Consider the following 15,188-nt stretch of genomic DNA (forward strand, 5'->3'; position numbering starts at 1 on the left):
TTATAGTATATCTTTCTTTATTTTAAAAAGATATCCTTCATGTCCTTCAAAACTATAATCGCTTATTAAAGTCAATCCGATTTTTTCTAAAACTTTTATTGAAGCAGTATTCTTTTTCATTACTCTTCCTACAATAAAAGGTAGTTTGAAAGTATTGAATCCTACTTCTATACATTTTTTAGCGGCTTCTGTAGCATACCCCATATTCCAATACTGCTTAAAAAAGCGGAAACCTATATCATGTTCGTTTTTATCCGGGGAGTATTTTAAACCGCACCAGCCTAAAAAAGCATTATCTTTCTTTCTTATTACAGCCCATCTTCCTAATCCATATTTTTCATAGTGGTCGTATCCTGCCAGAAATTGTCTTGCAGCTTCGGTGTTTTTGAAACTGACGTCTCCGGTGTATTGTATAACTTCAGGGTCTTCATTTAATAAATGAAAATAATAAGTGTCATCTACAGATAACTCTCTTAGTATAAGCCTGTCTGTTGTGAAAGGTTTCATAATAGGATAATCGTTTTACAAATGTAAATATTTTACTAATCAACGGTGTAAGCGTGTTGGTATTAGCAACTAATTTGTAATTTCGCTATATCAATCAAACTTACTATTACCTACATGATGCGAAAAATATTCCGCTTCCTTTTTAAATTATGTCTTTGGTTTGTCGCTATATCAGTATTATCTGTTTTACTGTTCCGTTTTGTTCCGGTTCCGTGTACCCCGTTAATGGTAATACGTGCTTTTGAGCAAAAGGCAGACGGTAAGGAAATGCATTCCAGTCACGACTGGGTTTCTATCAATGAGATTTCGGTAAACATGCAAAAGGCTGTGATGGCGAGTGAAGACGATACTTTTTTAGACCACAACGGCTTTAACTTTGAAGCAATGAAAAAGGCTTACGAAAGCAATAAAAAGGGTAAAAAACTAAAAGGCGGAAGTACTATTAGCCAGCAAACGGCTAAGAACGTTTTTTTATGGCAGGGCAGGAGCTATTTCAGGAAAGGGCTTGAAGCTTATTTTACCATGCTTATAGAACTGCTGTGGAGTAAAGAACGCATTATGGAGGTGTACCTTAACAGTATTGAAATGGGCGACGGTGTGTATGGTGTGCAGGCTGCCGCACAGCATTGGTATGGCAAGGATGCCAAAAACCTAACGGCTTATGAGGCAGCCGGAATTGCAGCAATATTACCCAATCCCCTAAAATACAGAGCAACAAATTCATCGGCGTATATAAACAGAAGAAAGGCGAAAATAGTGAGGCTTATGCGCTACGTGCAACTCGATTATAACGCAAATGAAAAAAAGAAATAAATTAATGGCAGCAGTAATGTTGCTAAGCTGCGGTTTCCTAAGGGCTCAGGTTCCGGCAGAAATCGGGCTGATATCTGATAACGACCTTTATACTTCCTTTAAACACGATCGCTACTATACAAACGGAATTGAATTTTACTACCGCTGGCTGGCTGACACTGATAACGGAAAGGTAGCCAAACTGATTGCCGAAGTAAAGGCAGGACAGTACATGTACAATCCGCAAAGTGTAAAAGCCGAAGATATCAATGTGCACGACAGGCCTTTTGCCGGATATCTTTTTGGAGAAGTTGGCGCCAATACCTTTTATAAAAGTGAGAGTGTTTTAAAACTGAACTTTCAGGTGGGTATAGTGGGTAAAGAGTCGCTGGCCGAAGATTTACAAAAAGGACTTCATCATATTTTTCATTACCCCGAGGTAAGAGGGTGGGAATACCAAATACCTACTACCATAGGAGTGCAGATTGGCGCTTTTTATTCTAAAAAAATACTGGCTAAGCAGTTTCATGAAAAGGTTGATTTACACCTGCAGGCTAAAGGACAGGCAGGAACCATTTTTACAGGAGTTGCTTTCGGGCCCATGATGCGTATCAGTTTTAAACGTCCCTTAAAACCGGTTTACGAATCTATATTGCACGGGGCAACGTTAAGTCATGATAAAAAGCAGGTAGATGAAAGTCGTGAGTTTTTCTTCTTCATAAATCCTAAGCTAAACTATCAGGTGTATGACGCTACCATAGAGGGGAGCCTGTTTAATGATAACAGCCCGGTAACATTTCCGCTTATACCTTGGCGCTTTGTTGCCGAAACAGGAGTAATGTATCGTAAAAACAACTGGAATCTTTCTTTCTCGTTTAATTATCAGGGTAAAGAACTTACCAATAATGTAATACAGGGGTATTACTACGGTCGTATAGGTATAGGATATTTGTTATAATAAAAAAAGCCTGTCTCAAGGTTTGTCATTCTGAATGTAACGTAGTGAAGTGAAGAATCTCATAAAATTTATAAGAGATTTTTCCTAACGTCAAAATGACAAATCATAATCGATAATTACGATTGAGACAGGCTTTTTTATTTATCTATTACTTTTATTTCTTTCTGTTTGGTTTTGTTCCCATGTTGTATAGGGCAAATGCCTGAATATCCGAATACTCTTCAATAACCTGTGTGGTCGATTTTCCGGCTCCGTGACCTGCATTAACACCAATACGTATAAGTACAGGGTTAGTGCCTTTGTGTTTGGCCTGCAGTTCGGCTGCGAACTTAAAGCTGTGAGCAGGTACAACACGGTCATCATGATCTCCTGTTGTAATAAGTGTTGCAGGATATTTCTCTCCTTCTTTTACGTTATGTACAGGGGAATATCCTTTAAGGTATTCAAACATTTCCTTGCTGTCTTCGGCAGTACCATAATCATAAGCCCATCCTGCACCTGCGGTAAAGGTATGGTAACGCAGCATGTCCAGTACGCCTACGGCCGGAAGGGCTACCTTCATCAGGTCAGGGCGCTGAGTCATGGTTGCTCCTACAAGCAGTCCTCCGTTAGATCCTCCGCTTATGGCAAGGTAGTCAGACGAGGTGTAGTTGTTTGCTATTAAGTACTCGCCTGCAGCGATAAAGTCTTCAAATACATTTTGTTTTTGTTGCTTGGTTCCGGCATCATGCCATTTTTTACCATACTCGCCACCACCTCTAAGGTTAGCAACAGCATAAATACCTCCGTTTTCCATCCATACTGCATTAGTGATGCTGAAAGACGGGGTAAGGCTGATATTGAATCCGCCGTAACCGTAAAGTATTGTAGGGTTCTTACCGTTAAGTTTCAGGTCTTTTCTGTAAGTTATAATCATTGGTATTTTGGTTCCGTCTTTCGACTCATAAAACACCTGTTTTGATATGTAATTTTCACTATTAAAATCTACCTTAGGTTTTTGGTATAGTGCTGATGCTCCTGTTTCAGGATTATAAGAGTAAATCGTTCCCGGAGTGGTATAGTTGGTAAAGGAATAGTATAGTGTTTTTTCTTCCTTTTTTCCGCCAAAACCACCTGCCGAACCAATGCCGGGAAGTTCAATATCGCGAATTAATTTACCTTGATAATCATACTGTTTTACTACTGATATGGCATCTTTCATATACTCCGCAAAAATATATCCTGCACCTGTTGAAGGGCTTAGCACATTTTCGGTTTCGGCAATAAGATCTTTCCATCTGGACGGAACAGGATTAGAAGCATCGGTAGTTACAATTTTGTTATTTGGTGCATTATAGTTGGTCATAATGATAAGTCTTGAACCTTCATTATCCATCACATGGGAGTCGGTATCAAAATTATCTACAACCGTAATGATTTCACCTTTAGGGTTGCTAAGGTCTTTAATGTACAGTTCATTTCCGGAAGTCGAATTGGCTGCGGTTATAATTAGGTATTTTTGATCTTCGGTAACGCTGGCGCCAATGTATCTCCTTTTAACCGAGTCTCCAAAAATAACCTTATCAGATTTTTGTGGTGTACCCAGTTTGTGGTAATACAGCTTATGCTGATCGGTTTTTGCCGATAGTTCACTGCCTTCAGGCTTGTCATAACTGGAATAGAAAAAGCCTTCGCTATCCTTCCATGCAATGTTACTGAATTTTACATCTACCAGTGTTTCGCCAACCAGTTTTTTGGTTTTGGTGTCCATTACAAAAACCTTACGCCAGTCACTTCCTCCCTCTGATATGGAATAGGCCATAAGGTCACCGTTTTTAGTGAAACTTATACCGCCTAATGAAGTCGTTCCGTCTGTAGAGAAGGTGTTTGGGTCAAGGAAAACTTCCTCGGCACCTGTAAGACTTCTACGGTAGAGTACCGATTGGTTTTGCAATCCGTCGTTTTTGTAATAGTAGGTGTATTCACCTCTTTTAAACGGCGCCGAAATTCTCTCGTAATTCCACAGCTGTTGCATGCGGTTTTTGATCTCTTCTCTAAAAGGGATTTGCTCCAGGTAGCCAAAGGTAACCTCGTTTTCTGCTTTTACCCATGCGGCGGTTTCTGCCGATCGGTCATCTTCAAGCCAACGGTAGGGATCGGGTACTTTTGTGCCGAAGTAGTTATCTGTCTGGTCTCCTTTTCTTGTTTGCGGATATTTTATTTCCTTATTCTCGTGCAATTGTGCGTTCATGGTAAGACTGCATGCCAAAGCCATGCTTAAAACTGTTTTATTCATTATGGCTTGATTTGATTATACACAAAAATAAGGAAATAGACCTATCAGGTAAACAAAGCGCTGTAATTTTGACGGTATTTGTATATAAGCATCGCGTTAAGTGCTACCACTACTATGGCTGTTGCTATTGCCGGTATGTCTAAAAACATATGAAACAGCAATATGTTTAGCGAAATAGGAGCCAATAACAATATTACAAACGGAACCCATTTTTTAATTAACAGCATAAAGCCTATAAATACCTCAAAAATGGCAACGACAGTTAAAATATAACCGGTATCGGCCAGTGAGTTTAAAAAGTTTGCTGCTGCTTCGGGTGGTTGTGGAAGGGGGATGAAAGGATGGAATTTGTTTAATCCGAATACTATTAGAATCACACCTAAAAGTATTCTTACAATTTTAGTGAATTGTGAATTCATAATTTAGTGTTTTTGATGTTGTGGTGATGTTTTAACTAAATTAATGAATTATTAAGAAATATATTAACTTAAATATAATTATTTGTAAACACCCCAATGAAAAGGGGTGTTTACAAAATTAACCCAAACTAGTTAACATTTATGCTGAATGTTGCTGTAGCATCGGTACCGCCACCAGCGTTTGTAATATCTCCGTTACTTACACCATCGGCAGTTTTGTTAGGTTCGTGTCTCAGTACTATAGTAAGATCGCCATTTGTAGCTGTTTCGCTAGCTACATATGTAAAGCTTAGCCCTATAGGGTTTCCGTTTATATCCTGGTCATTGTAAGTAAATGTTCCAAGACCATTTTGAAGAAAAAATATCTGGTGTTCATCACCTTCTTCCAGTACCTCTTCACTAATGATATCAACAGGATTTGCCAGTTCGTTTAAAAAGGCTACTGTACCTGTGTAGGTAGTCCCCGCAGCAAAATCGCCCGAAACAGTTATAACCGGAGCATTAGGGCCGTCGCCATCTAAATCCTGAGATTGTAAAACAATAGCAGTTCCTCCACCCTGTGGGGTAAAAGTTGCCGTAAGCGTTGTGATTACTTCCTCTTCATTTACCGGAACAAGATTGTCGTCGTCGCTGCTGCATGAGGTGAATGATACTGTGGCAATAATTGCCAATACTGAAATTTTCAGATTTTTCATTTTTGAAATGTTTAATGATTAATAATTGAGTTTTATCTGTAACATAAAGTTTCTGCCTGCCTCATCGGTATATAGCCTCTGGCGGTTTAGGTAGTCCCTGTACGTTGTATTGAAAATATTGTTTACCGAAAGATTAACCGAAGCTGTGGTTCTACCTAAATTAAACTCGGTTCCTGTATTGAAGTGAAGCAGATGGTATCCTAGGGGCGGAGTACTAACATCTACCAGTACCGGTAGAAGCTCTCCGTTTTGTGGTACATCGGCATAAAAGTTATAATCCGGGTAACGGTTTTGTGTAAATACGGCTTCGCTTCTCAGTTCTGCAAACGAATTGTGCCTGTCGTTAAAGGAATACCTTATGGTATTGGTAATGTTTAACGGAGGCATGTCAATAAGCGGTTCATCGGTATCTCTGTTAGTACCGTAAACATAAGCAAGGTTAAGGCTGTGTTTTAAGTGCTCTCCCAAATACAGGTCAGAATGAAAGTCTACACCTGTAAGTAGCGCGTCTGCCTGAACATAATTGTAAACAGGGAACGATCCGCGTATGGTATACTCGGCACCTGTAGGTTTAAGGAAGATAAAATTGCTAATAAAATTAGCATAAGGGGTAACCTCAAAACTAAAGGTATTACCGTGCTTTACCAGTGTTGTAGAAAGCTTATAAGATTCTTCCTTTTTAGTACGCAGGCTACCCAGTTCTATAGTTCCGTTTGAGTGATGCAGTCCGTCACTAAACAGTTCGGATGGGTTTGGGTTTCGCATTGCCAGTCCGGCATTGGCAAACAGCTCCCAGTCTGGGCTAAGCATTTTTTTAACACCCAGACTTGCCGATATGTTATGGAAGGTGAATTTTGGATTGGTAAGCCATTGCGAACCGTAATCGGCTACTATAAAATTGTCGAACTCCTCTTCATATCCCAGGCTTGTCCAGCGCGATTTCTGGTAAAACTTGTCGGCATCCATATGTGAAAAATCATAGCGCAGTCCGGCTTCGGCACTAAAGCTGTTACTAAAACGGTGTGCGGCTATGGCATATGCTCCCAAATCCTGACGGGTATAATTTGGAATTAGCGGGCGTATTCCTGTTTCAGGGCTAGCCTCATTATCCTGCATGGAAAAACTTATTCCGCTTTTAAGGGTGTTATTGTTTTTTTCGTATTTCCAGTCGGCCTGAAGCGAATTGGTAATCAGGGTAAGGTCAAGCGCTGCTTTGTTTTTGAAGTCACCGCGACGGATGTCAAATTCCTTCCTGCGGTTTAGCTGAAAGGCATATTGTAACGACAGCGTTGAAAACGGATTGAGCTTAGTATTGAAATTAAGTTTGCCCAAATGGTGCTGTATTTCCTGTTTGGGTGCGCCTATGGTATAAGTAAACGGATTGGTAATGTATGGTGTACCGCTGTTTATGGCATTGGCAAGATCGGCGGTGCTGCCTATATGGGTAGCCGATGCAATACCTATGGTAGCATTGTAGAAACTGTAGCTTGCCGAAAGATCGTAAGTATCACCAATGTATTTTACATCGCCCGAAAAGTTCCCTTCACGGTTTCCTGTGTTTGAGAGTACATAGTTTGGTGCTTTGCGGTCGCCAAAGTATTTAAACGTACCTCCGGCATTCCATGCCCAACCTTTTTCGGTTCCTTTATGCAGGCTGCTGGTAAAGCTACCGCCACGTCCGTTTGAGTTAAGCGACATGATTGATTTACCGTACAGGGTGTCTTTTAAAACCGATACAGGCTCTACCAATATGAGTCCGCCAACGGCATCACCGCCATACTGCAATGCCGAAGCTCCCTTGATTACCGACACTTTCCCTGCCGAATTGATATCGAGGTTAGGAGCGTGTTCGGTACCCCATTGCTGGTCTTCCAGCCTTACATTGTTAACCAGTACCGGAACCCTGCTGCTGTGCAGTCCGTTTATTACAGGTTTTACAATACTGTTACCTGTTTTAAGAGAATATACCCCTGGGATTTCTTTTAAGGCATCGCCCAGTGTACCACTACTGTATTTTTCAAGTGTTTGAGTTTTTAATTTCTGCTCGTTGGTAACGCTTTTGGATACTACGGTGTTTTCACTAAGTACGACTTCCTGTAGCTGAGTGGTAGCAGGTTTTAGGGTAGCGTTTAGCCTAACGGTACTGCCGTTAAAACGTATAATGGTGTCGAGCGTGGTGTAACCAATGTAGGATATCACCACCCTTTGCTGTCCGTTAGGGATATTGTGTAGCTCGTAAGTTCCCAGTGGCGTACTAATAGCATGAAGTTCGCCTATGTGTATATGCGCGCCATCCAAAGGCTGGCTTTTGGAATCAATCACCTTACCGCTAAGCGTACTTTGCGAATAGGCGCTGTTGCCCGTTGCCACTAAGGCAAAAAGCAATACTATGTAAAATCGCATGGATATTTATTTTGAGTAATATAAAAGTGAAATCCCCCGGTATAACATACGGTTATAGTCCCTTTGCTATAGTCAAGGGTTAGGGAAAAGTTTTATAGTACTGCTGGTGGGCCGCGATGGGCAAAAAGGCTTCCTGCAAAAGAAGGGCTTCCTTCAATACTGCTGAAAGTGTAGTGTATTTGTTTGAAAGGGAAATCCAGCCTTAGGCAAAACTGTGGCGGAGCCACAAAGAAATCGAAGTGGAAATTACAAATGCTACAATCGTCGTCTTCGTGGCTTTGTGGATGCTCAATGCCGCTAAACTGTTTAGTAGTTTTTTTTACTTCGTTATGATTGTGGTGATGTGCCGTGGCGTGATGCTGATGGCTAAAGGCATGAAAAGACTGAAAGCCCGTTGTAAGGAGTACAAGGGCCATAAGTGCAAGATTAAATAATGCGAACTTTCTTTTCATTACCGCAAAGGTAGGGAAAAAGATTTTACAATTGCAACAGGGTTGCAGTTAAAAATGTATTAATAGGTTTTTATCTTCACACAGCTAACATGCTATATTGGGGGTTTGGCAGTAAGTAAAAGAGCTAAAAAGAAGTATTGTTGAAAGCAATATTATTACCTTTTTCATTGTTCATTGTTCATTGTTTTTGATGATTAAGTGTTTATATGGGTTTTTTTGGGGTTGTTAACAATATGGAGGTTAAATGTGAATTAAGAGTTGTTAATTTTTGTAATAATATTTTCACATGTGTTCATTATTGTTTTTAAATCACATCTGAAAAATTCACGTCTAGATGATAATCTATAATTTTCTAAATCCTTATGGATTTGTTTTTCAGCTTCAATACAATCCTTCGTGTGATATTTGTTTATTGTGAAAAATTTATCTACTGAGCTTGTATTTGAAAGTTCTTTACTTCTTTGTTCAGTACTTCGTTTTGTTAGGCCTATTTTGAAAATGTTTTCTTCATGTGCCGCTTGTCTCATTATGTAGATGTACCCAGAGTTTTCACCTTCAAAAAAATCTATTTTTTTTACTTCTGTAATACCTTTGGGTGTAGAATAATAAATATCATTTCTTTCAACCCAAGTCTTGCCTAATATTTTGTTTCCGTTTTTGTCAAATCCATTTTCATCGAAATTAAGTCTTTTCCAATAACCAGATTTTTCAATTTTAAAGCTTTCGTCATTTAATTTATTGTCATTAATTGTTGTGAGGTTATCTGATTCTAAGAAATAAAATGGTTTAGCAAATAATTTATATACTCCAGGCACTGAGGTATATTCCCTTTTTGAGAAAGGACTTTTAATGATAGAGTTCAAGTTTGTTTCATAGTTTATATCAACAATTCTTTGTTCTTTTTCAAATACATAATATGGTAAGGCTAGACAATACTTAGCGAAGTCAAAAACAGCATTGTAATTATCTAGTTTCTTTAAATTGTTTTCAATAAAGTTTTGAATATCATCTTTTGTTACAGATTCTTCTCTATAAAACATTGCAAAAAAATCATCAGAAATCACAGAAAAGCTATTGTTTTCATCTCTTGCTATATATCTTAAATCAATACTTTTGCTTTTTAAATCAAATAATAGCGCAACATTATGAGACCATAAATCATCCCTTCCTTCAAAATGTACGATTTTTAATTCTTCAACATTGTCTTCAATTTTCATTCCGAGCGATTTCTTGAATGGATTATAATCAAAATTATTTTCTGTTTTTTCACTAAAATAATTTTCAGCTTCAACTTTATCATAAGATTCGCCAGCCTGCATTAGTAACGCAACCTCATTTTCTTGTCTTATTAAGGATAGTCCGCTTACAATAAATGTTTTGCCATTACTGTTTGAAAAGTTTATTTCTTCAAATCCACTAGTAAAGCTAAAATTATATATTACCTTTTCAGGTATATTACTGTAAAAATCAATATTGTCTAGATTAAAATCAGGTTCTGTAACAAAATCTAAAAAGTCTATTAGAGAAACTCCATAAGACTCTTCATCTGTAATGAGCTCAATGATAGAGTTATGATGATTAAATGTGAAAAAAGGTTCTAAAACATTGAATGAGGTTGGGAATGAATTTGGACCATAATCTAAAAATCTGTGCGCATACTCTCCCAGATAATATCTTAATGTGTTTTCATTACTTTTATCTAATCCATTTCGAAGTTGAACTTGAACTATTTTTCTTCCTATATCAAACTGACTCTTTAATTTTTTCCATAATGTAGGATTTATAGCTTTAAGTTTTTCGACATCAATATCTTTATGTTGTTGGGATATTTTTGAAAAGATTTTTTTAGGTCTCATCTGATAAAAAATTAGGAGGTGAATAGGCTTAAAAACATATTTTAAAGTTATAAAAAAACCTGCAACATTTCTGCTGCAGGTTTTAAGTATTGTTATGTGTGTAAACTACACTAACCCATTTGCCACAAGATATTCTGCAATTTGTACGGTGTTTGTCGCTGCACCCTTACGAAGGTTATCGGCTACAATCCACATGTTAAGTGTGTTTGGCTGGCTCTCATCACGACGTATACGTCCTACAAATACATCGTCCTTACCTTCGGCATAAATAGGCATTGGGTAGGTTTTAGTGTCAGTATTGTCCTGTACGGTAACACCCGGAGTGTCGTGAAGGATAGCACGAACCTGGTTTACATCAAAGTCGTTTGCAAACTCAATATTTACCGACTCGCTGTGTCCGCCCACTACAGGGATACGGATAGCAGTAGCAGTAACCCTTATGGAGTCGTCTCCCATAATTTTTTTGGTTTCACGTACCAGTTTCATTTCCTCTTTAGTGTAACCGTTGTCTTCAAACACGTCACACTGTGGGATAGCGTTACGGTGAATAGGGTAAGGGTAGGCCATTTCGCCCTTAGTGCCTGTGTATTCGTTTTCAAGCTGTTGTACAGCCTTAACTCCCGTACCTGTTATTGACTGATACGTAGAAACGATTACCCTTTCAATAGTATATTTTTTGTGTAGCGGAGCCAAAGCCATTACCATTTGTATGGTAGAGCAGTTTGGGTTTGCTATAATCTTATCTTCTTTAGTAAGCACATTGGCGTTGATTTCCGGTACAACCAGTTTTTTGGTAGCGTCCATTCTCCATGCGCTGGAATTATCAATTACTGTAGTTCCTGCTTCGGCAAATTTAGGAGCCCACTCTTTTGAAGTGTCGCCACCTGCAGAAAATAATGCTATTTCAGGCTTCATAGAAACTGCGGTTTCAAGACCAACAACCTTGTACTTCTTACCATTGAATTCTATTTCCTTACCTACAGATCTCTCTGAGGCAACCGGAATTAATTCGGTTACCGGAAAATTTCTTTCCGCCAGTACTTTCAGCATCACTTCGCCTACCATTCCGGTAGCGCCAACAACAGCAATTTTCATAGTGTATTTATTATTGAATTATTTAAATTTTTGGGCAAAATTAGTTATAAATTCGTTTCAAAATAAAAAAATATAACAAAGAAAAACCGTCTTTTAGAGACGGTTTTGTTAGAAATATAAGAATATGTAATGTAGCGGAAACTTCTGTAACTCTATTGTTTAGTTTTCAGTAAGTCGCGGATTTCTGCCAACAGTTTCTCCTCATTTGTAGGTGCAGGAGGTGCTGCAGGAGCCGCTTCTTCTTTCTTCTTGGTTCTTTCATACATCTTAAGGGCAAGGAAAATACAAAAACCTACAATAATAAAGTCAAGGGTTATTTGTACAAAGTTACCGTAGTTTATGGTAACGGCATCTATAGCAGGTTGTGTTACCCCGTCTACCACCGTTTCGGGCACTCCTTCCTTAAGCGTATATTTTAGGTCTTTAAAATCGACCCCGTTAAGCAGCATGCCTATAGGTGGCATTAAAATATCGTTTGTAAAAGATTTTACGATGTTACCAAAGGCACCACCAATAATAACGGCTGTTGCCAGATTTACAATGTCGCCTTTCATCAAAAAGGCCTTAAAATCCTTGAAAAATCCCATAGGCTAAAGTTTAGGTTATATATAATTGTTTGTTTCTGATTAAGGCTAAGGTACAAAAAAGTGATTATTCCTGATAAAAAACGCGTTTTACACGCTGTGAAATACTTGTTAAAATTTCATAAGGGATGGTTCCCAGTGCATCGGCCATTTCCACAACGGTTGGTGCAGTGCCAAATATTACGGCCTTATCACCTTCCTTACAGTCTATACCTGTAATGTTTACCATCATCATGTCCATAGATATGGTTCCGGTAATCACAGCCTTTTTACCGTTTATCATTACATAGCCTTTTTCGTTACCCCAGCTTCTCGGTATACCGTCGGCATAACCAATGGGCAGGGTGGCAGTACGGACTTTCTCCGATGCCATGAATTTGCGACTGTAGCCTACACTTTCTCCCGGTTGTATGTCTTTTATCTGGAGGATTACTGTTTTAAGGGTACCTACATTTTCCAGTGATTTGCGTTCCTGTGCATTGTTACCCACACCATACAGGCCTATGCCCAGTCGTACCATATCAAACTGCGCTTCGGGGAAATGATATATGCCCGATGTGTTTAGTATATGGCGGATAGGGTTTATGCTAAGGGTGTCGATAATTTTTTGTGACCACTGGGTAAATTTATCTATCTGCCCCAGTGTGAAATCCCTGTAATGAGGTACATCGCTGGAGGAAAGATGTGAGAAGATACTCTTAACCGATACAAAGTTGTTGTGTTTAAGTAATTCGATAAGCTCATCCAACTGATAATCTTCAAATCCAAGACGGTGCATGCCGGTGTCAAGCTTTATGTGGATAGGGTAGTCGGATAGGTTTTTCTGTTTGGCAATTTCAATAAATGCCCTTAGTTCCCTAACCGAATAGATTTCGGGTTCCAGTTTATAGGCTGTCATGGCACTAAAGGCACTGGCTTCGGGATTCATTACAATAATAGGGGTGCTAATGCCTGCGTTACGAAGGGCGATACCCTCATCAGCAAAGGCAACACCAAGATAATCTACCTTTTGGTGTGAAAGCAGTTTGGCAATTTCATAACTCCCGCTGCCATAACCGAAGGCCTTTACCATAACCATTATTTTGGTTTCGGGCTTAATGCGCGAGCGGTAAAACTTAAGATTATGGGCAATGGAATTCAGGTTGATTTCCAGTACTGTTTCGTGTGTCTTTTCTTCCAGTAATACCACTATTTCCTCAAAGCGGAAACTACGGGCGCCTTTAACCAAAATGGTTTCGTTGCTAAAACTATTAGCATTGTATTGGGTTAAAAACTCCTGTGTGGTTTTATAGGATATAAAATTAGGAAAATCCTTTAACTGGGTGCTTATGGTTTCGCCTATACCTATAACCCTGCTAATATTATTAGCAGTTAAAAGCTGAGTAACGTGTTCGTAAAGTTCCTCTATGGTAAAACCACTCTGGAAAACATCCGAAAGGATAATGGTTTTCTTTTTATGTGTTTTGTGCTGCTCTAAAAAGTCGAGTGCTATTTTTAGCGACTGGTAGTCAGAACTGTAACTGTCGTCAATAATGGTGCAGCCATTAATGCCGTTTTTAACCTGTAGGCGTATCTCAATAGGATACACCCCTGCAAGCCTTTCGGTAATAAAGTCGCTGTTGTAACCCAAGTACAGCATTAGCATGAGGCAGCTTATGGCATTTTCTGCCGAGGCATCATCAAAAAACGGAATAACCACTTTAAAGCTATTTCCTTTGTAATCAACCGTTAGTTCGGTATTGTCGGGATGTGTTGTTTTGATAATGTTTACATCGGCATCACCATTGTAGCTCCAGGTAAAAGTAGTTGTGCCTTCCAGTTTCTGTTCGGCTATGGCATTTTTTTGAAGTATTACCACATCGGTATCCTTAAAGAGCTTTAGTTTCTCTTTAATTTTTTCGAGCATATTGGTAAAGCCTTCGTCATGTGCCGGACCCAAATGTGTAAGTATGCCTATGTTGGGCTTTATAATTTGGGCGAGTTTTTCCATTTCTCCGGTGGTGGAGATTCCGGCTTCAAACAGTCCCAGGTTATGCTTTTCGTTAATGGCAATAACCGATAAGGGCACGCCCACCTGTGAATTGTAGCTCTTAGGACTACGGATGATATTGTAATCAGGACTCAATACATAGTTAAGCCATTCTTTTACTATTGTTTTTCCGTTACTGCCGGTAATACCCACAACAGGGAAATGGAATAGGCTCCTGTAATAGGCTGCAAAATCCTGTAATGCTTTCAGGGTATCGTCAACAATAAAAAAGTTAGCCCTGTTTTTGCATCCGTTAGGGATATGGGTAACAACAAAATTTAAAACACCGTTTTCAATCAGTTCGGGAATATAATTGTGTCCGTCTCGGTTTTTTCCCGGTAGTGCAAAAAACAGTGTTCCGATATTGTTTTGCAGCGAACGGCTGTCTATAGAAACGTTATCAATTTCCATATCGGGCTGTATGCCTTCAAACGAAGGATTAACGGCCTTAATGATATTGTTTGTTTTTATGCTCAAGATGTAGGGTTTTTAATTTTTTAGAAGAGACTATCGTCTTCCTGGTCTTTCTTTTTCGGGTTGGCCTGTTCTCTCATAGCCTTAAAAAAAGCGGCACGACTTAGCGGCTCATATTCTTCGGTTTCACCCAACAGTACCAGTTTGTCGTTTTGTGCTTTACGGAAACTGTAATTCGCTAAGTTACCCGTTCGGGTGCATACCGCGTGTACTTTGGTAACATATTCGGCTGTAGCCATTAGTGCCGGCATGGGGCCAAAGGGATTGCCTTTAAAATCCATATCCAGTCCGGCAACAATAACCCTTATGCCGTTATTGGCAAGGTCATTACATACTGATACGATTTCATCATCAAAAAACTGAGCTTCGTCTATGCCTATCACATCACAACCCTGTGCCAGGATGCGAAGCATGGAGGCCGATTCGACCGGGGTAGAGCGTATTTCGTTGGAGTCGTGCGATATCACCATATCGTCATGATAACGGGTGTCTATGGAAGGTTTAAAAATTTCCACACGCTGTTTGGCAAACTTTGCCCTTTTAAGGCGACGTATAAGTTCTTCGGTTTTACCCGAAAACATCGACCCGCAGATGACCTCTATCCACCCAAATTGTTCTTTATGATTTACTGTATTTTCGAGAAACATTT

At 39.3% G+C, this 15,188-nt stretch carries 13 protein-coding genes; 2 read left to right on the forward strand and 11 right to left on the reverse strand.

Annotated features, from left to right (window positions below; genetic code table 11):
- A complete protein-coding gene (locus V3Z67_RS10665; RefSeq protein WP_330443291.1) occupies nt 1-507 on the reverse strand; it encodes a GNAT family N-acetyltransferase in 507 nt (168 codons plus the stop codon).
- A gap of 114 nt (nt 508-621) precedes the next feature.
- Here V3Z67_RS10665 and mtgA point away from each other — a divergent pair, with 114 nt between their 5' ends.
- Together mtgA and V3Z67_RS10675 are read left to right on the forward strand one after the other, a co-directional pair.
- Nucleotides 622-1,320, forward strand: a complete 699-nt coding sequence (gene mtgA, locus V3Z67_RS10670; RefSeq protein WP_330443292.1) for a monofunctional biosynthetic peptidoglycan transglycosylase — start codon at nt 622-624, stop codon at nt 1,318-1,320.
- Nucleotides 1,304-2,257 carry a lipid A deacylase LpxR family protein gene (locus V3Z67_RS10675; protein ID WP_330443293.1) on the forward strand — a complete coding sequence of 318 codons (954 nt, stop codon included), beginning with the start codon at nt 1,304-1,306 and terminating at the stop codon, nt 2,255-2,257. The genes mtgA and V3Z67_RS10675 overlap by 17 nt, the downstream gene beginning before the upstream one ends.
- Before the next feature lie 154 nt (nt 2,258-2,411).
- Here V3Z67_RS10675 and V3Z67_RS10680 read toward each other — a convergent pair whose 3' ends face one another.
- From V3Z67_RS10680 to V3Z67_RS10725, 10 genes are all read right to left on the reverse strand, one after another.
- Nucleotides 2,412-4,532, reverse strand: a complete 2,121-nt coding sequence (locus V3Z67_RS10680) for a prolyl oligopeptidase family serine peptidase (protein WP_330443294.1) — start codon at nt 4,530-4,532, stop codon at nt 2,412-2,414.
- 44 nt (nt 4,533-4,576) lie between these two features.
- Nucleotides 4,577-4,951: a DoxX family membrane protein gene (locus V3Z67_RS10685; protein WP_157484675.1), complete on the reverse strand. Its 375-nt coding sequence runs from the start codon at nt 4,949-4,951 to the stop codon at nt 4,577-4,579.
- Nucleotides 4,952-5,079: 128 nt separating this feature from the next.
- Nucleotides 5,080-5,646: a type 1 periplasmic binding fold superfamily protein gene (locus V3Z67_RS10690; protein WP_330443295.1), complete on the reverse strand. Its 567-nt coding sequence runs from the start codon at nt 5,644-5,646 to the stop codon at nt 5,080-5,082.
- An 18-nt stretch (nt 5,647-5,664) separates the two neighbouring features.
- On the reverse strand, nt 5,665-8,049 hold the full coding sequence (locus V3Z67_RS10695) for a TonB-dependent receptor (RefSeq protein WP_330443296.1): 2,385 nt from the start codon (nt 8,047-8,049) through the stop codon (nt 5,665-5,667).
- Nucleotides 8,050-8,141: 92 nt separating this feature from the next.
- Nucleotides 8,142-8,501 carry a hypothetical protein gene (locus V3Z67_RS10700; RefSeq protein ID WP_157484672.1) on the reverse strand — a complete coding sequence of 120 codons (360 nt, stop codon included), beginning with the start codon at nt 8,499-8,501 and terminating at the stop codon, nt 8,142-8,144.
- A 251-nt stretch (nt 8,502-8,752) separates the two neighbouring features.
- Nucleotides 8,753-10,357, reverse strand: coding sequence for a GIY-YIG nuclease family protein (locus V3Z67_RS10705; protein WP_330443297.1), 1,605 nt, complete (start codon nt 10,355-10,357; stop codon nt 8,753-8,755).
- A 105-nt stretch (nt 10,358-10,462) separates the two neighbouring features.
- Complete coding sequence (locus V3Z67_RS10710; RefSeq protein WP_035133399.1) at nt 10,463-11,452, reverse strand: aspartate-semialdehyde dehydrogenase; 990 nt, start codon at nt 11,450-11,452, stop codon at nt 10,463-10,465.
- 152 nt (nt 11,453-11,604) lie between these two features.
- The gene (gene mscL, locus V3Z67_RS10715; RefSeq protein WP_330443298.1) at nt 11,605-12,039 is read right to left on the reverse strand and encodes a large-conductance mechanosensitive channel protein MscL; all 435 of its coding nucleotides are present in this window, start codon (nt 12,037-12,039) and stop codon (nt 11,605-11,607) included.
- A gap of 64 nt (nt 12,040-12,103) precedes the next feature.
- Entirely contained in the window at nt 12,104-14,542 is a 2,439-nt protein-coding gene (locus V3Z67_RS10720; RefSeq protein ID WP_442902265.1) for a bifunctional UDP-N-acetylmuramoyl-tripeptide:D-alanyl-D-alanine ligase/alanine racemase, read from the reverse strand.
- Nucleotides 14,543-14,562: 20 nt separating this feature from the next.
- Entirely contained in the window at nt 14,563-15,186 is a 624-nt protein-coding gene (locus V3Z67_RS10725) for a thymidine kinase (RefSeq protein WP_330443299.1), read from the reverse strand.
- Between the last annotated feature and the right edge of the window lie 2 nt (nt 15,187-15,188).

This window comes from Flavobacterium sp. C4GT6, from assembly GCF_036347315.1.
Lineage (GTDB): Bacteria > Bacteroidota > Bacteroidia > Flavobacteriales > Flavobacteriaceae > Flavobacterium.

Excerpts from the sequence above, each read along its gene's own strand:
- V3Z67_RS10705 (WP_330443297.1), bottom strand. The coding sequence starts at position 10,357 with ATGAGACCTAAAAAAATCTTTTCAAAAATATCCCAACAACATAAAGAT.
- V3Z67_RS10685 (WP_157484675.1), bottom strand. The coding sequence starts at position 4,951 with ATGAATTCACAATTCACTAAAATTGTAAGAATACTTTTAGGTGTGATT.
- mscL (WP_330443298.1), bottom strand. The coding sequence starts at position 12,039 with ATGGGATTTTTCAAGGATTTTAAGGCCTTTTTGATGAAAGGCGACATT.
- V3Z67_RS10680 (WP_330443294.1), bottom strand. The coding sequence starts at position 4,532 with ATGAATAAAACAGTTTTAAGCATGGCTTTGGCATGCAGTCTTACCATG.
- mtgA (WP_330443292.1), top strand. The coding sequence starts at position 622 with ATGATGCGAAAAATATTCCGCTTCCTTTTTAAATTATGTCTTTGGTTT.
- V3Z67_RS10725 (WP_330443299.1), bottom strand. The coding sequence starts at position 15,186 with ATGTTTCTCGAAAATACAGTAAATCATAAAGAACAATTTGGGTGGATA.
- V3Z67_RS10665 (WP_330443291.1), bottom strand. The coding sequence starts at position 507 with ATGAAACCTTTCACAACAGACAGGCTTATACTAAGAGAGTTATCTGTA.
- V3Z67_RS10700 (WP_157484672.1), bottom strand. The coding sequence starts at position 8,501 with ATGAAAAGAAAGTTCGCATTATTTAATCTTGCACTTATGGCCCTTGTA.
- V3Z67_RS10675 (WP_330443293.1), top strand. The coding sequence starts at position 1,304 with ATGAAAAAAAGAAATAAATTAATGGCAGCAGTAATGTTGCTAAGCTGC.
- V3Z67_RS10690 (WP_330443295.1), bottom strand. The coding sequence starts at position 5,646 with ATGAAAAATCTGAAAATTTCAGTATTGGCAATTATTGCCACAGTATCA.
- V3Z67_RS10695 (WP_330443296.1), bottom strand. The coding sequence starts at position 8,049 with ATGCGATTTTACATAGTATTGCTTTTTGCCTTAGTGGCAACGGGCAAC.
- V3Z67_RS10710 (WP_035133399.1), bottom strand. The coding sequence starts at position 11,452 with ATGAAAATTGCTGTTGTTGGCGCTACCGGAATGGTAGGCGAAGTGATG.